General features: G+C 69.2%; 18 protein-coding genes. 16 read left to right on the forward strand and 2 right to left on the reverse strand.

Annotated features, from left to right (window positions below; genetic code table 11):
- The first annotated feature begins 13 nt into the window (after nucleotides 1-13).
- The 15 genes from ACIGII_RS01215 to pncB all read left to right on the forward strand — a co-directional run bounded on the left by ACIGII_RS01215 (nucleotide 14) and on the right by pncB (nucleotide 15,900).
- Complete coding sequence (locus tag ACIGII_RS01215; protein ID WP_399635539.1) at nucleotides 14-1,867, forward strand: S8 family peptidase; 1,854 nt, start codon at nucleotides 14-16, stop codon at nucleotides 1,865-1,867.
- Between the two features lie 118 nt (nucleotides 1,868-1,985).
- The gene (gene gspE, locus ACIGII_RS01220) at nucleotides 1,986-3,719 is read left to right on the forward strand and encodes a type II secretion system ATPase GspE (RefSeq protein WP_399635537.1); all 1,734 of its coding nucleotides are present in this window, start codon (nucleotides 1,986-1,988) and stop codon (nucleotides 3,717-3,719) included.
- 2 nt (nucleotides 3,720-3,721) lie between these two features.
- The gene (locus ACIGII_RS01225; RefSeq protein ID WP_399635534.1) at nucleotides 3,722-4,942 is read left to right on the forward strand and encodes a type II secretion system F family protein; all 1,221 of its coding nucleotides are present in this window, start codon (nucleotides 3,722-3,724) and stop codon (nucleotides 4,940-4,942) included.
- Between the two features lie 43 nt (nucleotides 4,943-4,985).
- Nucleotides 4,986-5,420 carry a type II secretion system major pseudopilin GspG gene (gspG, locus tag ACIGII_RS01230; RefSeq protein WP_399635532.1) on the forward strand — a complete coding sequence of 145 codons (435 nt, stop codon included), beginning with the start codon at nucleotides 4,986-4,988 and terminating at the stop codon, nucleotides 5,418-5,420.
- Nucleotides 5,421-5,513: 93 nt separating this feature from the next.
- On the forward strand, nucleotides 5,514-5,936 hold the full coding sequence (locus ACIGII_RS01235; protein WP_399635775.1) for a Tfp pilus assembly protein FimT/FimU: 423 nt from the start codon (nucleotides 5,514-5,516) through the stop codon (nucleotides 5,934-5,936).
- Entirely contained in the window at nucleotides 5,933-6,355 is a 423-nt protein-coding gene (locus ACIGII_RS01240) for a prepilin-type N-terminal cleavage/methylation domain-containing protein (RefSeq protein ID WP_399635530.1), read from the forward strand. The genes ACIGII_RS01235 and ACIGII_RS01240 overlap by 4 nt, the downstream gene beginning before the upstream one ends.
- Nucleotides 6,352-6,984 carry a type II secretion system protein J gene (locus ACIGII_RS01245; protein ID WP_399635528.1) on the forward strand — a complete coding sequence of 211 codons (633 nt, stop codon included), beginning with the start codon at nucleotides 6,352-6,354 and terminating at the stop codon, nucleotides 6,982-6,984. The genes ACIGII_RS01240 and ACIGII_RS01245 overlap by 4 nt, the downstream gene beginning before the upstream one ends.
- Nucleotides 6,981-7,841, forward strand: a complete 861-nt coding sequence (locus ACIGII_RS01250; RefSeq protein ID WP_399635524.1) for a general secretion pathway protein GspK — start codon at nucleotides 6,981-6,983, stop codon at nucleotides 7,839-7,841. The genes ACIGII_RS01245 and ACIGII_RS01250 overlap by 4 nt, the downstream gene beginning before the upstream one ends.
- Nucleotides 7,838-9,010, forward strand: a complete 1,173-nt coding sequence (locus tag ACIGII_RS01255) for a PilN domain-containing protein (RefSeq protein WP_399635522.1) — start codon at nucleotides 7,838-7,840, stop codon at nucleotides 9,008-9,010. Before ACIGII_RS01250 ends, ACIGII_RS01255 begins: the two co-directional genes overlap by 4 nt.
- On the forward strand, nucleotides 8,985-9,725 hold the full coding sequence (gene gspM / locus ACIGII_RS01260; RefSeq protein WP_399635519.1) for a type II secretion system protein GspM: 741 nt from the start codon (nucleotides 8,985-8,987) through the stop codon (nucleotides 9,723-9,725). Before ACIGII_RS01255 ends, gspM begins: the two co-directional genes overlap by 26 nt.
- Entirely contained in the window at nucleotides 9,715-10,533 is an 819-nt protein-coding gene (locus tag ACIGII_RS01265) for a hypothetical protein (protein ID WP_399635516.1), read from the forward strand. The genes gspM and ACIGII_RS01265 overlap by 11 nt, the downstream gene beginning before the upstream one ends.
- A 9-nt stretch (nucleotides 10,534-10,542) precedes the next feature.
- On the forward strand, nucleotides 10,543-12,744 hold the full coding sequence (gspD, locus tag ACIGII_RS01270; protein ID WP_399635513.1) for a type II secretion system secretin GspD: 2,202 nt from the start codon (nucleotides 10,543-10,545) through the stop codon (nucleotides 12,742-12,744).
- Nucleotides 12,745-12,814: 70 nt separating this feature from the next.
- Nucleotides 12,815-13,675, forward strand: coding sequence for a glycosyltransferase family 2 protein (locus ACIGII_RS01275; protein ID WP_399635510.1), 861 nt, complete (start codon nucleotides 12,815-12,817; stop codon nucleotides 13,673-13,675).
- Complete coding sequence (locus tag ACIGII_RS01280; protein ID WP_399635508.1) at nucleotides 13,672-14,508, forward strand: glycosyltransferase family 2 protein; 837 nt, start codon at nucleotides 13,672-13,674, stop codon at nucleotides 14,506-14,508. The genes ACIGII_RS01275 and ACIGII_RS01280 overlap by 4 nt, the downstream gene beginning before the upstream one ends.
- A gap of 216 nt (nucleotides 14,509-14,724) precedes the next feature.
- The gene (pncB, locus tag ACIGII_RS01285) at nucleotides 14,725-15,900 is read left to right on the forward strand and encodes a nicotinate phosphoribosyltransferase (RefSeq protein ID WP_399635507.1); all 1,176 of its coding nucleotides are present in this window, start codon (nucleotides 14,725-14,727) and stop codon (nucleotides 15,898-15,900) included.
- A 529-nt stretch (nucleotides 15,901-16,429) separates the two neighbouring features.
- Here pncB and ACIGII_RS01290 read toward each other — a convergent pair.
- Nucleotides 16,430-17,746: an NCS2 family permease gene (locus tag ACIGII_RS01290; RefSeq protein WP_399635504.1), complete on the reverse strand. Its 1,317-nt coding sequence runs from the start codon at nucleotides 17,744-17,746 to the stop codon at nucleotides 16,430-16,432.
- Nucleotides 17,747-18,308: 562 nt separating this feature from the next.
- Nucleotides 18,309-19,973: an energy-dependent translational throttle protein EttA gene (gene ettA, locus ACIGII_RS01295; RefSeq protein ID WP_399657377.1), complete on the reverse strand. Its 1,665-nt coding sequence runs from the start codon at nucleotides 19,971-19,973 to the stop codon at nucleotides 18,309-18,311.
- A gap of 237 nt (nucleotides 19,974-20,210) precedes the next feature.
- Here ettA and ACIGII_RS01300 point away from each other — a divergent pair, with 237 nt between their 5' ends.
- Entirely contained in the window at nucleotides 20,211-20,717 is a 507-nt protein-coding gene (locus ACIGII_RS01300) for an RcnB family protein (RefSeq protein WP_399635499.1), read from the forward strand.

Here is a 20,717-nt window from a genome sequence, read left to right on the forward strand (position 1 = left end):
TGAGGATTTCAACGTGACCAATAAGCAGAACCTTCGCATCAACGTGCTGGCAGCCGCCGTGCTGTCGCTGTCCGTGGGCGCCAGCGCCTATGCTGCCGGCTTGCCGGTCAAGGAACCGGCGCGCCAGGCCAGTACCGCGCAGCAGAGTTCCGAACGCATCATCGTCAAGTACCGCACCGGCACCGCTGCTGCCAGCGACCGCTCGGCCAAGCTGGCGGCGGTGACCTCGGCGGTGTCGCGCGCCAGCCTCGGTGGCACCGCCTCGCGTGCGGCCGCGGCCAGCCCGCAGCTGCTGCGCCGGCTCGGTACCGGCGCCGACGTGATCCGCCTGCAGGGCAAACTCAGCCAGGCGCAGCTGCAGACCGTGCTGAAGGAGATCCAGGCCGACCCGTCGGTCCAGTACGCGGCCGCCGACGTCAAGCTGCAGCGCGCCGACCTGCGCGCGAAGGAAACCGCGCAGCTGGTGCCGGACGACCAGTACTACGCGCAGTACCAGTGGCACCTGCACAGCGCCACCGGTGGCGTGAACGCACCGGCTGCGTGGGACGTGGCGCAGGGCGAAGGCGTGGTGGTGGCGGTGCTGGACACCGGCATCCTGCCGCAGCACCCGGATTTCGCCGCCGGCACCCTGCTGGAAGGCTATGACTTCATCAGCGACGCCGAAACCTCGCGTCGTCCGACCGATGAACGCGTGCCCGGCGCGCTGGATTACGGCGATTGGGTCGAGAACGACAACGAGTGCTACGCCGGTTCGCTGGCCGAAGACAGCTCCTGGCACGGCACCCACGTGTCGGGCACGGTCGCCGAAGCGACCAACAACACCATCGGCATGGCCGGGCTTGCCTACAAGGCCAAGGTGCTGCCGGTGCGCGTGCTCGGCAAGTGCGGTGGCTACCTCTCCGACATCGCCGATGCGATCACCTGGGCGTCCGGCGGCACGGTCGCGGGCGTGCCGGCCAATCCGAACCCGGCCGAAGTGATCAACATGAGCCTGGGCGGCGGTGGCGCGTGCGATCCCGCGTACCAGGATGCGATCAATGGCGCGGTGTCGCGTGGCACCACCGTGGTGGTGGCGGCCGGCAACCAGGCCTCCAACGCCTCCGGGTACCGTCCGGCCAGCTGCGCCAACGTGATCGCCGTGGGCGCCACCCGCATCACCGGTGGCATTGCGTCGTACTCCAACTTCGGCGCGGCGGTGGACCTGTCCGGTCCAGGCGGCGGCGGTGGCGTCGACGGCAACCCGGGCGGTTACGTCTGGCAGGCCGGCTACAACGGCCTGACCACGCCGACCTCCGGTGCCTACAGCTACATGGGCATGGGCGGTACCTCGATGGCCTCGCCGCACGTGGCCGCCGTGGCCGCGCTGGTGCAGGGCGCGCTGGCCTCGGCCGGCAAGGACCCGCTGACCCCGGCGCAGCTGGAAACGCTGCTCAAGCAGAGCGCACGCACCTTCCCGGTGACCATCCCGGCGGCCACCCCGATCGGCAGCGGCATCGTCGACGCCAAGGGTGCGCTGGACAAGGCCCTGGAAGAGCCGTGCACGGTCGACTGCGCGCCGGATGCGACGCCGCTGACCAACCGCGTGGCGGTCGGCGGCCTGAGCGGTGCCGGCGGCAGCGAGACCCTGTACAGCTTCGACGCCGCGGCCGGCAAGACGCTGAGCTTCCTCACCTACGGTGGCAGCGGCAACGTGTCGCTGTACGTCAGCGCCGACGCCGAGCCGACCGCGACGGACTTCGATGCGAAGTCCGCACGTCCGGGCAACAGCGAAACCGTGCGGTTCACCGCGCCGGTGGCCGGCACCTACTACATCAAGCTGGTGGGTGAGTCGGCGTACAGCAACGTGAGCATCCAGGCCGTCCAGTAACGGCCGGGAACGTCCTGCGGGAGCCCGTCATGTGACGGGCTCCCGTTTTCCACTGGCCACTACCGCATGTGGCGCCACGGCGAACTGCTAAAGTCTGCGGGTCGCCAGGAGAGCTTTCGTGAATGCGGTAACCCACGATCTTGCTGAAGAGCCGTCCATCGATGCGGAATCCCGCATCGTGGCGTTGTTGCTGCGCAACGGGCGGCTGAAGGAGGCCGACCTGGCCCGTGCACGGCCGTTGCAGCGCGAAGCCGGTGGCAGCCTGCTGCCGCTGCTGGTGCGGTTGGGCCTGGTGTCCGAACGCGACCATGCGCAGGCCTGCGCCGAGGTGCTGGCGCTGCCGCTGCTGGAGGGCAAGGGCGTGCCCGAAGCGCCCCCCGAATCCGTGCTGGACGCGCTGCCGTTGTCGCTGCGCTTCCTCAAGCAATTCCACGCCTGCCCGCTGGCCCTGCACGACGGCGTGCTTGACCTGTGGCTGAGCGATCCGCAGGAACCGTACACCGCCGAGGCGGTACAGCTGGCGATGGCGGCACCGGTGCGCCTGCACGTGGGCCTGCGCTCGGAGATCGACGATGTCATCGAACGTTGGTTCGGCCAGGGCCGCAGCGCGATGGGCGCGATCGTCGAAACCGCCGATGGCGAAGGCAGCGTGGTCGATGACATCGAGCACCTGCGCGACCTGGCCTCCGAAGCGCCGGTGATCCGCCTGGTCAACCTGGTGATCCAACGTGCGGTGGAACTGCGCGCCTCGGACATCCACATCGAACCGTTCGAAAACCGGCTGAAGGTGCGCTATCGCGTCGATGGCGTGCTGATCGAAGGCGAAAGCCCGCCGGCCAACCTCACCGCCGCGGTGATCAGCCGCATCAAGATCATGGCGCGGCTCAACATCGCCGAGCGCCGGCTGCCGCAGGACGGTCGCATCATGCTGCGCGTGCAGGGCAAGGAGCTGGACCTGCGCGTGAGCACCGTGCCTACCGCGCACGGCGAAAGCGTGGTGATGCGCCTGCTCGACCGCGACACCGTGGTGTTCGATTTCCACCGGCTGGGTTTCACCGATGCGTTCCTGCCGCAGTTCCGCAAGGTGCTCGAGCAGCCGCACGGCATCCTGCTGGTCACCGGCCCTACCGGGTCGGGCAAGACCACCACGCTGTACACCGCCCTGAGCCAGCTCAACACCGCCGACGTCAAGATCATCACCGTTGAAGACCCGGTCGAATACCAGATCGAAGGCATCAACCAGATCCAGGCCAAGCCGCAGATCGGGCTGGATTTCGCCAGCGCGCTGCGCAGCATCGTGCGCCAGGACCCGGACATCATCATGATCGGCGAAATGCGCGACCTGGAAACCGCGCGCATCGCGATCCAGTCGGCGCTCACCGGCCACCTGGTGCTGTCCACGCTGCACACCAACAACGCCGCCGGTGGCATCACCCGCCTGCTCGACATGGGCGTGGAAGACTACCTGCTGACCTCCACCATCAACGGCATCCTGGCCCAGCGCCTGGTGCGCCGGCTGGAACCGCAGCATGCGCTGCGCTACCCGGCCTCACCGGAGGAAATCGAACGCTTCGACCTGCGCCGCCTGCAGCCGGAAGGCGAGATCTTCCTGTACCGCGCGCAGCCCTCGGCGCTGGCGCCCACCGGTTACCTGGGGCGCACCACCATCATGGAATTCCTGGTGATGAACGACGAGCTGCGGCGCGCGGTGATGCGCCGCGCCGGCATGGGCGAAGTGGAGCAGATCGCCCATGCCGCCGGCATGCGCACCATGTACGAAGACGGCCTGTCCAAGGCACTGCAGGGCTTCACCACGATTGAAGAAGTGCTGCGCGTGACGGAGGAAAGCTGAGCATGCCGCAGTACCGCTACAAGGCGCTCAACGCACACGGCGAGCTGTTCGATGGCCAGATGGACGCGGCCAGCGAAGCCGACGTGGCCGCGAAGCTGCAGGACCAGGGCCACCTTCCGATGGAAGCGCGGCTGGCCGGCGAAGGCGGCGCCGGCGGGGCGTCGTGGGCCGCGTTGCTGCGGCGCAAGCCGTTCGATGGCGCTGCGCTGGTCCAGTTCACCCAGCAGCTGGCCACCCTGCTCGGCGCCGGGCAGCCGCTGGACCGTGCGCTGGGCATCCTGCTGGAACTGCCGGAAGACGAGCGCAGCCGGCGGGTGATCACCGACATCCGCGACGTGGTGCGCGGCGGCGCGGCGCTGTCCACCGCGCTGGAACGCCAGCACGGGCTGTTCTCGCGGCTGTACATCAACATGGTGCGTGCCGGTGAAGCCGGTGGCAGCCTGCACGATACCCTGCAGCGGCTTTCCGATTACCTGGAACGCAGCCAGGAACTGAAGGGGCGGGTGATCAACGCACTGATCTACCCGGCGATCCTGCTGGCGGTGGTGGGCGGGGCGCTGCTGTTCCTGCTGGGCTACGTGGTGCCGCAGTTCGCGCTGATGTACGAAAGCCTGGACGTGGCGCTGCCCTGGTTCACCCAATGGGTGCTCAACGCCGGGCTGGTGGTGCGCGAGGGCTGGCTGGCGATGATCGTGGTGCCGGCGCTGCTGCTGCTGGTGGCCGACCGCAAGCTGCGCCAGCCCGCCGCGCGGCTGGCGCTGGATGGCTGGCTGCTGCAGCGCCGGGGCATCGGCGGCCTGCTGGCCAAACTGGACACCGCACGCCTGGCGCGCACCCTTGGCACGCTGCTGCGCAATGGCGTGCCGCTGCTGGCCGGGCTGGGCATCGCGCGCAACGTGCTGGGCAACCGCGCGCTGGCCGCCGACGTGGACGTGGCCAGCGACGAGGTCAAGAACGGCAATGGCCTGTCCGCCGCCTTGGCCCGCGGCAAGCGCTTCCCCCGGCTGGCCATGCAGATGATCCAGGTCGGCGAGGAATCCGGCGCGCTGGATGTCATGCTGCTCAAGACTGCCGATACCTTCGAACAGGAAACCGCGCGCGCCATCGACCGCCTGCTGTCGGCGCTGGTGCCGGTGATCACCCTGGTGCTGGCCTCGGTGGTCGGCCTGGTGATCGTGGCCGTGCTGGTGCCACTGTACGACCTGACCAACGCCATCGGCTGACCGCCGTGGCGCACTCCGTTCCGACCTGCTGCAAGGAGCTTCCATGATCCACCGTCGCACCCTGGTCCGCCCGTCGTCGCCCCGTCTCCAGGCGGGCATGAGCCTGCTGGAAATCATCATCGTCATCGTGCTGATCGGTGCGGTGCTCACCCTGGTCGGCAGCCGCGTGCTGGGCGGCGCCGACCGTGGCAAGGCCAACATCGCCAAGTCGCAGGTGCAGACCATGGCCGGCAAGATCGAGAACTACCAGCTCGACACCGGCAAGCTGCCCGCGAAACTCGACGATCTGGTCACCCAGCCCGGCGGCAGCAGCGGCTGGCTGGGCCCGTATGCCAAACCGGCCGAACTCAACGACCCGTGGGGCAACGCGCTGGAATACCGCACCCCCGGTGAAGGCCAGCCGTTCGACCTGATCAGCCTGGGCAAGGATGGCAAGGTCGGTGGCAGCAGCTACGACGCGGACATCAAGTACGAGTAAGCACGCTTGGCACCGTCCGTACCGCCGTGCCGCACCCGGGCCGGTCGCGCCGCGCCGCGACGGCAGCGCGTGGCCGGCGTTTCGCTGCTGGAAATGCTGCTGGTGGTGGCGCTGATCGCGATCATCGGCGCCATCACCGCCACCGCCATGAACGGTGGCATCGACGGCATGCGCCTGCGCAACGCCGGCAAGGAAGTGGCCAGCCAGCTGCGCTACACGCGCACCCAGGCCATTGCGACCGGTGAGCGCCAGCGCTTCCTGATCGACCCGCAGGCGCGCACCTGGGAGGCGGCCAACGGGCGCCACGGCAGCCTGCCGGCAGCGGTCGAGGTGCAGTTCCGCGGCGCCGGCCAGGTCGCCGGCGCCGGCAGCGGCAAGGGCGGCATCGCCTTCCATCCCGACGGCGGCTCCAGTGGCGGCACCATTGAACTGGGCGTGCGCGACGCGGTGTGGCGCATCGACGTGGCCTGGATCACCGGCGAAGTGCGCTCGGGCCCGGTGCGGAGCGCCCCGTGAAGCGCCAGCGCGGCTACTCGCTGCTGGAAGTGATCGTCGCCTTCGCCCTGCTGGCGCTGGCGCTGACCCTGCTGCTGGGCAGCCTGTCCGGCGCTGCACGCCAAGTGCACGACGCCGACCTGCGCAGCCGCGCCACCCTGCACGCGCAGTCGTTGCTGGCCGCTACCGGCATCGAGGCGCCGTTGCAGGTCGGGCATGCGCAGGGCGACTGGGAAGACGGACGTTTCCGCTGGGACCTGCAGGTTGAACCTTACCTCGACGCGCGCACCGCCGCGCTGCAGCCGGCCGCGGCCAAGCCCGCGCCCGGTCCCACCCTGGCCGAGCTGACCCTGCAGGTGCGCTGGGGCGAAGGCGAACGCGAACGCCTGCAGTGGCGGTCGCTGCGGCTGCTGCCGACGACGCCGGAGGCACCGCGATGAGCGCGCGCGCAGCGCGCGGCTTCACCCTGATCGAAGTACTGCTGGCCACGGTGCTGCTGGTGGGCGGACTGGCGCTGGCCTTCGCCACGGTGCGGTCGGCGATGAACATCGCCCAGCGCGGCGAGCGCGTGGCGACGCAGAACGAACGCATGCGGGCCGTGGAAGGGTTCCTGCGCCGGCGCCTGGGCATGGCACTGCCTACCGCCGCCGAGCCGCCGGACCCTACCCGCGAACCGCTGTACTTCCTTGGCGAACCGCAGCGCATGCTGTTCGTGTCGGAACTGCCGGGCTATCTCGGTCGCGGGGGATCGTACGTGCACGAACTGCAGGTCAACCGCAGCGGCAACGCGCTGCGCCTGGAGGTGGCACTGACCCTGGTGCAGAACGGTGAGCGCATTGCCGAGACGCCGCCGCGGCCACCGGAAATGCTGGCCGACGCACTGCGCGAGGTGGCCTTCCGTTATCGTGGTATCGACCCGCGCAGCGGCCAGCTGGGCGAGTGGCAGACGCAGTGGGAAGACACCCGGCGGCTGCCGCTGCTGGTCGAAATCCGCATCGCGCCGCTGCAGGGCCCGGCGTGGCCGCCGATGGTGGCGGCCTTGTCGCAGGCACGCGGAGCACGGCAATGAAGCGTGCGCAGGGTGCGGCGCTGGTGCTGGTGCTGTGGTTGATCGCGCTGCTCACCGCGGTGGTGGGGGCGTTCGCGCTCACCGCCCGCATCGAGCACCTGCAGCAGCGGGTGATCGGTGACGACGCGATCGGCCAGGAACATGCCCGCGCCGGACTGGAGTACGCGCTGTTCCGGCTGCGGCCGTCGGCGCTGCAGCCCGCCTGGCAGGCCGATGGCCGCCGTTACCGCTGGACGTTCGACGAGCGCCGCATCGACCTGCGGGTGGTGGACGAGAACGGCAAGATCAACCTCAACCTGGCCGATACCGCTCTGCTCACCGGGTTCCTGCAGGCGCTGGAGGTGGAACCGGGACGTGCCCGGCAGCTGGCGGGCGCGATTGCCGACTGGCGCGATCCCGACAACCTCACGCAACCCGGGGGTGGCGCCGAGAGCGCCGATTACCAGGCCGCCGGCTTGCCGTATGGCGCGCGCAACGGGCGCTTCGAGACGCTGGGCGAGCTGCAGCGGGTGCTGGGCATGGACGCGGCGCTGTATGAACGGATGGAACCGATGCTGACCCTGTACAGTCGGCAGTCGCGACCGGATCCCCGGTTTGCGGCCGGGCCGGTGTTGACCGCGCTCGGGCTGGACGCCGAACCGCTGCTGGCCGAACGCGAGCGCAGCGCGGAATCCAGCGACGAAAACGTGACCGGCGCGCTTGCCAGTGGCAGCGGCACCTATAGTATCGAGAGCCGCGCGACGGATGCGCGCGGCCGGGTGTCGGTGCTGCGTGCGGTGATCCGCATGGGGGCGGCGGGCACGCCGGGAACGACTTACACGGTACTTCGCTGGGAACAGGGAATGGCAGCTCGATGACGGTGTGGCGGGACAGTCTGGTACAGGCACGGGGTCGACTCGCGCCCGGCGTGGGCAATGGCCTGCGCTGGTGGCGGCGTTCGCTGCTGGCCTGGCTGCCGTTGCGCTGGCAATGGGCGATGGGCTGGTCGCAGTCGCGGCTGCTGCTGTCGCGCCACGCCGGGCAGCTGGTGCTGCGCCGCGACACCGCCGAACAGGTCCAGGCCGTGGCCGAACTGCCGTGGCCGACCGCGCCCGCCGATCTGGACCAGGTGCTGGAGGCGCGCCTGCGGGCGCTGCCGCGGCACTGGGTATTGCCGGCGTCGGCGGTGCTGCGCCGCCCGCTGCGCCTGCCCGCCGCCGCGGCGCCACGGCTGCGCGACGTGGTGGGATTCGAAATCGACCGGCAGACCCCCTTCGACGCCAGCCAGGTGCATTACGACGTCCGCGAACGGGGCACGCTGCCCGACGGCCAGCTGCAGGTGGAGCTGGTGGTGATTCCGCGCCAGGCGCTGGAGCAGTGGGCGCAGGAGGCCGGCGGCTGGGCCGGGCAGCTGGCCGGGGTGGATGCCGACGACGGCAGCGGCCAGCCGCTGGGCGTCAACCTGCTGCCGCCCACCCAGCGGCGGGTCGCACGTGATCCGATGCGGCGCTGGAACCTGCTGCTCGGCAGTGCCGCCGTGGTGCTGCTGGCGCTGGCCGGCACCCAGTTGCTGGACAACCGCCAGGCGGCCGCCGAGCGCCTGCGCGAACAGGTCGACGCGGCCGCGCGCGATGCGCGCCGCGTGGCCGCGCAGCGCCAGCAGCTGCAGGACCTGGTCGACGGCGCCGCGTTCCTGGAAGGCAAGCGCGGCGAGCACGCCAGCAGCGTGGAGCTGTGGAACGAATTGACCCGGTTGCTGCCCGACGGCACCTACCTGGAAAAACTGTCGATCGAAGGCAACACCCTGCAGCTGATCGGACTCAGCCGCGAAGCCTCGCAGCTGGTACCGCTGCTGCAGGACTCGCCGCTGTGGCGCAAGGTCAACCTGACCGGCGTGCTGCAGGCCGACGGCGGCGCGGGCGGCCGCGACCGCTTCACCCTCACCGCCGAGCTGCAGCCACTGCCCGGCGCGCCGGCGCCGGCCAGCCCGGCTGCCGCCACGCCCGCCCCGGAGGTTGCCGATGGCAATGCCGCCGACACGCCGTGACCGCTGGCTGGCGCTGGGCCTGCTGCTGGCGGCGCTGGCGCTGGCCTACCTGCTGCTGGTGCACCCGTGGTTCACCCGCCCGCTGCTGGAGATCAACCGCGGTATCGCCGGGCTGCAGGAGCGCGACCAGCGCGTCCAGGCCCAGCTGCAGCAGCGCACCCAGGTCCAGCAGCGGCTGCAGGAGGTGGAGGCCGCATTGCAGGGCCGCCCGGGCTTCCTGCGCGAAGCCACCGCCGAGTCGGCCGCGGCCGCGCTGTCCAGCCGGCTGCAGGACGCGGTCGCCTCGGCCAGCCCGGGTAACCGCAGCTGCACCATCAGCAACCGCTCGCCGCTGACCGACACCGCGCGCGATGCGCAGTTCCCGCGGGTGGCGCTGCAGGTGCGGTTGCGCTGCGGCGTGCCGGAAATGGCCGCAGTACTCCATACCCTGGAAACCGGCAGCCCGCGCCTGTTCGTCGGCAACCTCAACCTGCTCGCGCAGCGCTTCCAGGCCTCGCCCAATGAAAGCGGCACCGGGCTGGACGTGTCGTTCGAGCTGGTCGGTTACCTCAAACCCGGCGCGGGCGGTGATGCCGCTGCCGTGTCGCTGCCCGCGCCTGCGTCCGCGCCCGAGCCGGCCCCGGCGGGGCTGCAACCGGTCGGTGCGGCGATGGCGGTACCGACCGACCCCGGCAGCGCCGAGCCGGTCGAGGAGGGCCCTGCCATTGAAGATTGAACTGGCGCCCCTGCGCAGCTGGTGGCTGGGCGGCGTGGTCGCCTGGGCGGCCGCGATCTGGATCGCCACGCTGTTCGGCGTGGGCGGACGCATCGCCCCGCTGGACGCGGGCGACCGCCGGCCCCCGCCGCTGCCGAACCTGGCCCCGGCAGCGCCGGAACGGCTGGCGTCGCCCGACGCCTACGCCGCGATCGGCGCACGCCCGCTGTTCGCCGAAGACCGTAAACCGCGGCCGTACCTGTTGGGGGGAAGCGAGGCCGGCAGCGCCAGCAGCGCGGTCACCCTGACCGGGGTGCTGCTGACCTCCGAATTCGGCATGGCCATCCTCACCACCGACCAGAAGCAGTCGCTGCGCCTGCGCCTGAACGGCGAAGCGGTGAACGGCTGGCAGCTGCTGGCGCTGGAACCGCGCAGTGCCACCGTGAGCGGACCGTCGGGGACCCAGACCCTGGAACTGGTGACCTTCAACGGCCAGGGCGGCGAACCGCCGACCGTGCTGGCCAGCAGCGCGGGGGGGCCGCAGGCCAATGGCGTCCGCCCGCCGCCACCGCCGCCGCCACCCGGCACCCCTGCCGCCCGCGTACCGCCGGCGGCAGCGCAGGCGGCGGCCGAAGCCGCCGCCCACGCCGCTGCCAATGCCGCTGCCAATGCTGCCGCCGCCCCGACGGCACAGCCACCCGGGGCACAGGGGCCGAGCGAACAGCAGATGCAGGCCATCCGCGCCCGCATCCAGGCGCGCCGCCAGCAATTGCAGCAACAGCAACAGTCGCAGCAGCCGCCCGCAGGCGGCTCCGGCCAAACCAAATAGAGTGAAAGCATGACATTGCGTCTTTTCTCCCTGTCGTTCGCCGTGGCCCTGCTGGCAGGCTGCGCTTCCGTTCCCGGCCCCGAGGTGCGTCGCGACGCGGTACTCGACGGTCGCCACCAGGTGGTCGCCGGCGATGGCTCGCATGACGGCGTGGAGGCGCAGCCGCTGGGAGGCGACGGCGCCCCGCAGGCGGTGATCCGCCGCGGCAGCGGCACGATGATCAACCGCAGCGCCGCCGCCGCGCCGTCGCCGGCGTTGTCGCAGGCCAGTACCGGCACGGCCACCTTCAACTTCGAAGGCGAATCGGTGCATGCCGTGGTCAAGGCGATCCTGGGCGACATGCTGGGCCAGAACTACGTGATCGCGCCGGGCGTGCAGGGCACGGTGACCCTGGCCACGCCCAAGCCGGTGTCCTCGGCGCAGGCGCTGAACCTGCTTGAAATGGTGCTGGGCTGGAACAACGCACGCATGGTCTACAGCGGCGGTCGCTACAACATCGTGGCCGCCGACCAGGCGTTGGCCGGCACCGTGGCACCGAGCACCGCGCCGGCCGCCAACGCCCGCGGCTTCGAGGTGCGGGTGGTGCCGCTGCAGTACATCTCGGCCACCGAAATGAAGAAGGTGCTGGAGCCTTACGCGCGCCCCAACGCGATCGTCAACGTCGACGGCGGACGCAACGTGATCACCCTGGGCGGCACCCGCGCCGAACTGGAAAACTACCTGCGCACGATCGAGATCTTCGACGTGGACTGGTTGTCGGGCATGTCGGTGGGCGTGTTTCCGATCCAGACCGGCAAGGCCGAACAGGTCGCCGCCGACCTGGAAAAAGTATTCGGCGAAGAGAGCAAGACGCCCAGCGCCGGCATGTTCCGGTTCCTGCCGCTGGAAAACGCCAACGCGGTGCTGGTGATCACCCCGCAGGCGCGCTACCTGGACCAGATCCAGCAGTGGCTGGAGCGCATCGACACCGCCGGCGGCAGCGCCCGGCTGTTTTCCTATGAACTGCGCTACATCAAGGCCAAGGACCTGGCCGAACGCCTGGCCGAAGCCTTCGCCAGCGAGAATGGCCGCGGCGGGCGCAGCGGCGGCGGGTCGCTGGCACCGGGCGCGAACGTGCAGGAACTGGGCAGCCGCGACGGCACCAGCGGCAACAGCTTCACCAACACCGGCGGCAGCAGCGGCACCAACCGCACCGGCGGCATGGGCGAGGGCACGATGAGCCTGCCGCAGCGCCAGCCCGGCAATGCCAGTTTCAACCTGGAAGTGCAGGGCGATTCGGTCGGCGTGTCGGCGGTGGAGGAAACCAACACGCTGCTGGTGCGTTCCACCCCGCAGGCCTGGCGTTCGATCCGCGAGGTCATCGAGAAGCTGGACGTGATGCCGATGCAGGTGCATATCGAGGCGCAGGTGGCCGAAGTGGCGCTCACCGGCGACCTCAGCTACGGCGTGAACTGGTTCTTCGAGCAGGCGGTGGCGACCGGCAAGACCGAAAGCGGCATCGACCTGCCCAGCGCGCTGGGCCGTTCGATCTGGGGCAGCATCTCCGGGCGCGTCGGCGACGGCGGCCTGGGCTGGACCTTCCTCGGCAAGAACGCCGCCGCGGTGGTGACCGCGCTGGACAAGGTGAGCAACCTGCGCCTGCTGCAGACCCCCTCCATCTTCGTGCGCAACAACGCCGAGGCCACGCTCAACGTGGGCACCCAGATTCCGATCAACTCGGTTTCGGTGAACACCGGGGTGGGTGGCGACAACACCTACAGCCAGGTGCAGTACCTGGACACCGGTGTGATCCTGAAGGTGCGCCCGCGCATCACCCGCGACGGCGTGGTGTTCCTGGATATCGTGCAGGAAGTCAGCTCGGCCGGCGCGATCCCGTCAGGCTGCGATGCGACCCGCACCACCTGCAATCCGCCGATCAACACGCGCAAGATCTCCACCGAAGCGGCGGTGCAGAGCGGCGACACCATCATGCTGGCCGGGCTCATCACCAATGACGACGAAACCGGCGCCGACGGCGTGCCCGGCCTGAGCCGGATTCCGGTGCTCGGTGCGTTGTTCGGCAAGAAGACCCAGAAGAGTGGTCGTTCGGAAGTGATCGTGCTGCTGACCCCGACCATCGTGCGCAACGCGCAGGAGTCGCGGAACCTGACCGACGAGTACAGCAACCGCTTCCGCGCGATGGAGCCGTTCCCGGCGCGACCCAGGCGCTGAGCCCGCGCCGGCCGCCACGTCGGCGGCCGCGCCTGCTACGCTGCGGGCAGGACGCCGCGCAGGGGGTGGGATGGGGACGATCGTGTTGCTGCCGATCGGGGTCGACGACAGTGCCCTGGATCGCTGCCTGGCCGCGCTGGATGCCGGCAGCCCGGCCGCGACTCCGGTATGGCTGGCCGACGACGGCCAGGCCGGGCCACGCGCGCAGGCGGTGATCGAACATTGGCTGGCGCACACGCCGCTGCGTGCCGAATACACGCGCCGGGCGCGGGCGATCGGCGAGGTGGCGCACCTGGACGAAATGCTGCGCGCCTGCGAAGGCAGCGACGTGGTGGTGCTGGCGCCGGACGCGGTACCGGCGCCGGGCTGGCTGCAGCAGCTGGAGGCGTGTTTCGCCCGGGATGCGTCGATCGGCTCGGCCACGCCCTGGTGCAACGCGGGTGAGACCGTCGCCTGGCCCCGGCTGGGCGAGATCAACCCGCTGCCCGACGACCTGGAGGCGCTGGCAGAGGCCTGCGCGGCGTTGCCCAGCCTGCACCCTGAACTGCCGTCGGCGGTGACCCACGCGGTGCTGCTGCGCGCCAACGCCAGGCGCAAGGCCGGGGGCCTGGACATGCACAGCTATGCGTCGTGGAATGCCGCGCTGATCGACCTGAGCCTGCGCATGGCCGGGTTGGGATGGCGCAACGTGCTGTGCGAGAACGCCTTCGTTGCGCGCGCGGCCGAAGCGCAGGCGCAGGACGGCGAGATGGAAGCGCTGGGCACGCGCTGGCCGGCGTGGCAGCCGCGGCTGGCCGGGTTCCTGATGGCCGACCCGCTGCTGCAGCTGCGCCAGGACCTGCAGCGACTGCACCAGCGGGCGATAATGCCGCGGTCCCAGGGCGATCTGTTTGCCTCGTCCGCCCCCTCGTCCCCGGAGCCGTCCGTTTGAATCCCTGCATTGCCGTGGTGATCGTGAGCTACCAGAGTGCCAGCACCCTGGATGCCTGCCTGGTGCGGTTGCGCGCCGCCAGCGAGGTCGCCGAGATCCGGGTGGTGGACAACGGTTCGGACGATGGCACGCTGGAGATCGTGCAACGCCACGCCAGCGGTGACCCGCGCGTGCGTTTCATCGCCAATCCGGACAACCCGGGGTTTGCGGCAGCCAACAACCAGGGCGTGGCCGACAGCCATGCGCCGTGGCTGGCGTTCATCAACCCGGACCTGCTGGTGGCGGCCGATACGCTGGCGCAGCTGCGCGCGCGCGGAGAGACGCTGGGCGACTGCGTGCTGGGCGTGGAGCAGGTGGACGAGCAGGGCCAGCCCGATGCGGCGGTACGCCGGCGCGATCCGGACTTCGGCGCGATGCTGCGCCACCCGGGGCAGGGCGCACGCCTGGCGATTCCGGCCGACCCGTCGCAGCCGCTGCAGCGGGTGCCGGCGCTGTCCGGGGCGCTGCTGCTGATGCCGCGCGCGCTGTTCGAGCGCATCGGCGGCTGGGATGCCGGCTACCGGCTGCATGCCGAAGACCTGGACCTGTGCCGGCGCGCGCGGGAAGCCGGTGCGGTAGTGGCGATCGCCAACGACCTGCAGGTGGTGCATGTGCGCGGGGTATCGAGCCGCTCGCGGCCGTTCTTCGTGGAATGGCACAAGCACCGCGGGCTGTGGCGGTATTTCCGCCGGTTCGAGGCGCCCCGGCGCAGCCTGCTGGTGCAGGCGGCGGTCTGGGGTGCGATCTGGGCGCACGCCGCCGCGCAGGTGCCACGGTTGCTGCGTCGGCGCTGAACAGCGTACCCACCAACGGTGGGTACCTACCGGTGTGGATACCCACCAACGGTGGGCACCTGCCGGTGTGGATACCCACCAACGGTGGATAGCTGCCGGGGCTGATACCCACCAACGGGGGCCACCTGGCGGGGGATGCGCGCCGAGGGCGGACGGCATTGCCCGGCAGGTACCGACCGTTGGTCGGTACCTGCGCGCAGGCGCATAATCCGGAACATGATCATCCAATCGCTGCTCGACACCGACCTGTACAAATTCACCATGATGCAGGCGGTGCTGCACCAACACCCCGGCGCGCAGGTGCAGTACCGGTTCAAGTGCCGCACGCCGGGCATCGACCTGGCGGCGTTCATCGATCAGATCAACGACGAAATCGATCATCTGTGCAGCCTGCGCTTCACCCCTGAAGAGCTGGACTACATGCGCGGGCTGCGCTTCGTGAAGCCGGACTTCGCCGACTTCCTGGGCCTGTTCCACCTGGACCGCAAGTACATCGCGCTGCGGCCATCGCAGGCCGTGCCGGGCGAGATCGAGCTGGACATCACCGGCCCGTGGCTGCACACGATCCTGTTCGAAGTGCCGCTGCTGGCGATCATCAACGAGGTCTGGTTCCGCAACACCAGCGCGCCGGATTTCGCCGAGGGCGAGCGGCGCCTGCAGGCCAAGACGGCGCTGCTGCGCGATACGCCGGGCTTCGAGCTGTGCCGCATTGCCGACTATGGCAGCCGCCGCCGCTATTCGCGGGACTGGCATGCACGCATGCTGCCGCTGCTGCGCGAGGCGCTGGGCGAGCAGTTCGTGGGCACCAGCAACGTGCATTTCGCGCGGCTGTACGGCATGACGCCGCACGGCACCATGGCGCACGAGTACCTGCAGGCCTTCCAGGCACTGGGTCCGCGGCTGCGCGATTCGCAGGTGGCGGCCCTGGAGTCGTGGGCGCGCGAGTACCGGGGTGACCTGGGCATCGCGTTGTCGGACGTGGTGGGGCTGGATGCGTTCCTGCGCGATTTCGACATGTACTTCTGCAAGCTGTTCGATGGCGTGCGCCACGATTCGGGTGATCCGTTCACGTGGGGCGACCGCATGCTGGCGCACTTCAAGGAGCGGCGGGTGGATCCGCGCAGCAAGGTGCTGGTCTTCAGCGACGGGCTCAACATCGAAAAGGTGATGCGCCTGTTCGATTACTTCCGGGGTCGCTGCCAGGTGGCGTTCGGGGTGGGCACGCACCTGACCAATGACCTGGGCCCGACGCCGCTGAACATCGTCATCAAGATGGTCCGCTGCAACGGTCAGCCGGTGGCCAAGCTCAGCGATTCACCCGGCAAGAGCATGTGCGACGACCCCGGTTACCTGTCCTACCTCCGCCAGGTATTCGAGTTGCCGCCGGCATGACGCGGGTCACGACCAACGGTCGTGACCTACCGATCAACCCCGGCAGGTCACGACCGTTGGTCGTGACACCCGAACGGTCCAACCCCCGGCAGGTCACGACCGTTGGTCGTGACACCCGGACGGTCCAACCCCGGTAGGTCACGACCGTTGGTCGTGACACCCGAACGGTCCAACCCCGGTAGGTCACGACCGTTGGTCGTGACACCCGGACGGTCCAACCCCCGGCAGGTCACGACCGTTGGTCGTGACACCCGGACGGTCCAACCCCCGGCAGGTCACGACCGTTGGTCGTGACACCCGAACGGTCCACCCCCGGCAGGTCACGACCGTTGGTCGTGACACCCGAACGGTCCACCCCCGGTAGGTCACGACCGTTGGTCGTGACACCCGGACGGTCCACCCCCGGTAGGTCACGACCGTTGGTCGTGACACCCGGACGGTCCAACCCCCGGCAGGTCACGACCGTTGGTCGTGACACCCGAACGGTCCACCCCCGGTAGGTCACGACCGTTGGTCGTGACGCTCTGACTCATTCCAGCGCGTAGCGCAGCACGAACAACCCAGCAACCAGCCACACCGCCGGATGCACGTCGCGCCAGCGCCCGGTACCGGCCTTCAACACGGCATAGGCGATGAAGCCGAACGCCAACCCGTTGGCAATGGAGTAGGTGAACGGCATGGCGAGCGCGCACAAGGCGGCGGGCACCGATTCGGTGAGATCGCTCCAGTCCACGTCGACCAGTTCGCGCAGCATCAACCCGGCGACGAAGAGCAGCGCGGGGGCGGTGGCATAGCCGGGCACCATGCCGGCCAGGGGGGAGAACAGCAGCGCGGCCAGGAACAGGGCGGCGACGACCAGGGCGGTCAGCCCGGTGCGGCCACCGGCCTGCACGCCGGAGGCGCTTTCGGCGAATGCGGTGGTGCTGCTGGTGCCGAGCAGGGAGCCGGCGACGATGGCGGTGCTGTCGGCGAGCAGGGCACGCCCGAAGCGCTTCTGCGCGCCGGGCAGTTTGAGCAGTCCGGCACGCCCGACGACGCCATACAGGGTGCCGGTGGCGTCGAACACTTCGACCAGGACGAACACCAGCACGACCTGCAGCAGGACGGCGATGGGCGCGCCGCCGTCGTGGTGCAGCAGGCCGGGCAGGTCGAGCTGGAGGAAGGTGGGGGCAAGGCTGGGCGGAAGGGAGACGACGCCGTGGTACTGGACGTCGCCGAGCGCCCAGGCGGCGGCGGTGACGGCGAGGATGCCGATCAGGATGGCGCCGCGCACGCGGCGGGCTTCGAGAATGGCGATCAGCAGGAAGCCGGCGAGGGCGAGCAGGGGCGGGGCGGTATTGAGCGGGCCCAAGGCGACCAGGGTGTCGGGGTTGGCGATGATCACGCCGGACTTCTGCAGGGCGATGATGGCGAGGAACAGGCCGATGCCGGCGACGATGGAGGCGCGCAGCGAGGCCGGGATGCCGGCGACGAGCCAGGCGCGCACGCCGGTGAGGGACAGCGCGAGGAAGACCAGGCCGGAAATGAAGACGGCGGCGAGCGCCTGCTGCCACGGCAGGCCGGCGGCGCCGACGACGGTGAAGGCGAAGAAGGCGTTCAAGCCCATGCCTGGCGCCATGCCGACCGGGAAGTTGGCGGCGAAGGCCATCACCATCGAGCCGATGGCGGCGGCCAGGCAGGTGGCGACGAACACGGCGCCCGGATCCATGCCGGTGGTGGACAGGATGTCGGGGTTGACGAAGACGATGTAGGACATCGTCAGGAACGTGGTCAGCCCGGCCAGCAGTTCGGTGCGCACGGTCGTGCCGTGCTGCTGCAGCTGGAACAGGCGTTCAAACAAGTTCATGGTTGGGGTCCATCTGGAAATGTGTTCTTGAAGCAACGGCAACAGCAACAGCAACAGCAACAGCAACAGCCTTCGCCTGGGACATGGCGGGCTGAGGGCCGACGGGTACGGGGGTACGGGACACGCCGTGAACCCATCCATGGGGGCTCGTAGAAAACATCCATGTTTTCTACGGTCCCGTACCCCCGCACCCGCCGTCCCTCCGACACCGCGTCGGTGGCCAATGGACATCCAACGGCAACCGCAACGGCAACGGCAACGACATGCGATGGCAATACGTCGGGGTTGTGTAGGGCCACGCCACGCGTGGCTGCTTTTTCCAACCGCACACGACCCTGTGTGGGGGCGGGCGGCGGGTAGCCCCCGTAGGGACTGTCAAAAACATGGATGTTTTTGACAAGCCCCCATGGATGGGTTCACGGCGTGTCCCGGAGGGGGGCTACCCGCCGCCCGCCCCATCAAGCAAACAACAAAGACGCCGCGCTTCTGACTTTGTTTTTGTTTCCGGGTGACAACCCACAAGCAAAACGGCCGCGCAGAGCGCGGCCGTTTCTTCGTGCTGTTACTTCAGCGCCTTGAAGCGCAGGCGCTTCGGGGCGGCGTCGTCGCCCATGCGGCGGCGCTTGTCTTCTTCGTATTCGCGGTAGTTGCCCTGGAAGAACTCCACGTGCGAGTCGCCTTCGAACGCCAGGATGTGGGTCGCGATGCGATCCAGGAACCAGCGGTCATGCGAAATCACGAAGGTGTTGCCCGGGAACTCCAGCAGCGCATCTTCCAGCGCACGCAGGGTTTCGATGTCCAGATCGTTCGACGGTTCGTCGAGCAGCAGCACGTTGCCACCCTGCAGCAGGGTCTTGGCCATGTGCAGGCGGCCACGCTCACCACCGGACAGCGAACCGACCAGCTTCTGCTGGTCCTGGCCCTTGAAGTTGAAGCGGCCGATGTAAGCGCGCGACTGGATCTCGATGCCGTTGATGTTGAGGATGTCCAGGCCGCCCGCGATTTCCTGGAAGACGTTGTGGTTGCCTTCCAGCGCGTCGCGGCTCTGGTCCACGTACGACAGCTTGACGGTCGGGCCGACCACGATCTCGCCCGAATCCGGCTTTTCCTGGCCGGTGATCATCTTGAACAGGGTCGACTTACCCGCACCGTTGGGACCGATGATGCCCACGATCGCGCCGGCCGGGACCAGGAAGCTCAGCTCGTCGAACAGCAGGCGGTCGCCGAACTTCTTCGAGACGTTCTTGAATTCCATCACCGAATTGCCCAGACGCTCGCCCGGCGGGATGAAGATTTCATTGGTTTCGTTGCGCTTCTGGTAATCCACCGACTGCAGCTCTTCCAGGCGGGCCAGACGCGCCTTGCCCTTGGTGCGGCCACCCTTGGCATTCTGGCGCGACCACTCCAGTTCCTTCTGGATCGCCTTCTGGCGCGACTTCTCCTGGTTGTCTTCCTGCTTCAGGCGCTCGTCCTTCTGCATCAGCCAGTCGGTGTAGTTGCCCTTCCACGGAATGCCGCGGCCGCGGTCCAGTTCCAGGATCCACTCGGCGGCGTTGTCCAGGAAGTAGCGGTCATGGGTGACGGCCACCACGGTGCCGGTGTAGCGCGCCAGGAACTGTTCCAGCCAGTCCACCGACTCGGCGTCGAGGTGGTTGGTCGGTTCGTCGAGCAGCAGCATGTCCGGCTTCTGCAGCAGCAGGCGGCACAGCGCCACGCGGCGCTTTTCACCACCGGACAGCTTGCCCACGATGGCGTCCCACGGCGGCAGGCGCAGCGCGTCGGCGGCCACGTCGAGCTGGTTTTCCAGTGTGTGCGAATCGCCCGCGGCCAGGATCGCCTCCAGGCGCTCCTGTTCCTTGGCCAGCTTGTCGAAATCGGCACCTTCCTCGGCATAGGCCAGGTACACCGCGTCCAGCGCGGCCTGCGCCTGCAGCACTTCGCCCACGCCTTCCTCGACCGCTTCACGCACGGTCTTGGTCGGGTCCAGCTCCGGTTCCTGGGCCAGGTAGCCGACCTTGATGCCCGGCTGCGGGCGGGCTTCGCCTTCGAAATCGGTATCCACGCCGGCCATGATCTTCAGCACCGTCGACTTGCCGGCACCGTTCAGGCCCAGCAGGCCGATCTTGGCGCCCGGGAAGAACGACAGCGAGATGTCCTTGATGATCTGCCGCTTGGGCGGGACCACCTTGCTGACGCGGTTCATGGTGTAGATGTATTGCGAGGACATGAGCTCTCCGAAGGCGCAACCCTGCGCCCGTTCCGGCAGGAACAGGAACAGATGGAAAAAGGATGGGCCCGATTATAGCCGGAAGCGGCCATCGCCGCCGCGACGGCCCGTGGGCAGGGGCTTGCCGGTTCCTGAATGGGCGGTCAAACGCGCGGAACTGGAAACCGTTTCCAGCCGGAAACCGTTCAGATGGCGTCAGCATGATGGAAAGCGTCAACCCACCAAGCGAGGCCAATCATGCGCATGAATCGAATTGTGGTCGGAACCGTGGCCTCGCTGCTCGCCCTGGGCAGCATTGCCCCGGCCTTCGCCGATGACCATCACGGGCGCGGCCACGACCGCCGCGAAGCCCGCGACGACCGCCGGGAACGACGCGACGATCGCCGCGAATGGCGCGATGACCGCCGCGAATGGCGCGATGACCGTCGGGAAGCCCGCGATGATCGCCGCTACCATGACAACCGCCACCATTACCGCCCGGCACCGCCGCGCGTGGTGTACCGCCCGGCGCCGCCGCCGCGCGTGGTCTACCGCCCGGCACCGGGCCCCGGCTATGGCTGGGCCCGCGGCCACCGCTACAACGAGTATTACCGGGGCCCGGTGTACGTGGTCAACGACTACAGCCGCTACTCGGTGCGTCGCCCGCCGCGTGGCCACCACTGGATCCGCGATGATCGCGGCAACCTGCTGCTGGTCGCCATCGCCAGCGGGATCATCGCCGACTTCGTGATCAACAGCCGGTAA

Source organism: Stenotrophomonas sp. NPDC077420, from assembly GCF_044543385.1.
Classification (GTDB): domain Bacteria; phylum Pseudomonadota; class Gammaproteobacteria; order Xanthomonadales; family Xanthomonadaceae; genus Stenotrophomonas.

Excerpts from the sequence above, each read along its gene's own strand:
- ACIGII_RS01225 (WP_399635534.1), top strand. The coding sequence starts at position 3,722 with ATGCCGCAGTACCGCTACAAGGCGCTCAACGCACACGGCGAGCTGTTC.
- gspG (WP_399635532.1), top strand. The coding sequence starts at position 4,986 with ATGATCCACCGTCGCACCCTGGTCCGCCCGTCGTCGCCCCGTCTCCAG.
- ACIGII_RS01235 (WP_399635775.1), top strand. The coding sequence starts at position 5,514 with ATGCTGCTGGTGGTGGCGCTGATCGCGATCATCGGCGCCATCACCGCC.
- ACIGII_RS01245 (WP_399635528.1), top strand. The coding sequence starts at position 6,352 with ATGAGCGCGCGCGCAGCGCGCGGCTTCACCCTGATCGAAGTACTGCTG.
- ACIGII_RS01250 (WP_399635524.1), top strand. The coding sequence starts at position 6,981 with ATGAAGCGTGCGCAGGGTGCGGCGCTGGTGCTGGTGCTGTGGTTGATC.
- ACIGII_RS01255 (WP_399635522.1), top strand. The coding sequence starts at position 7,838 with ATGACGGTGTGGCGGGACAGTCTGGTACAGGCACGGGGTCGACTCGCG.
- gspM (WP_399635519.1), top strand. The coding sequence starts at position 8,985 with ATGGCAATGCCGCCGACACGCCGTGACCGCTGGCTGGCGCTGGGCCTG.
- gspD (WP_399635513.1), top strand. The coding sequence starts at position 10,543 with ATGACATTGCGTCTTTTCTCCCTGTCGTTCGCCGTGGCCCTGCTGGCA.
- ACIGII_RS01275 (WP_399635510.1), top strand. The coding sequence starts at position 12,815 with ATGGGGACGATCGTGTTGCTGCCGATCGGGGTCGACGACAGTGCCCTG.
- pncB (WP_399635507.1), top strand. The coding sequence starts at position 14,725 with ATGATCATCCAATCGCTGCTCGACACCGACCTGTACAAATTCACCATG.
- ACIGII_RS01290 (WP_399635504.1), bottom strand. The coding sequence starts at position 17,746 with ATGAACTTGTTTGAACGCCTGTTCCAGCTGCAGCAGCACGGCACGACC.
- ettA (WP_399657377.1), bottom strand. The coding sequence starts at position 19,973 with ATGTCCTCGCAATACATCTACACCATGAACCGCGTCAGCAAGGTGGTC.
- ACIGII_RS01300 (WP_399635499.1), top strand. The coding sequence starts at position 20,211 with ATGCGCATGAATCGAATTGTGGTCGGAACCGTGGCCTCGCTGCTCGCC.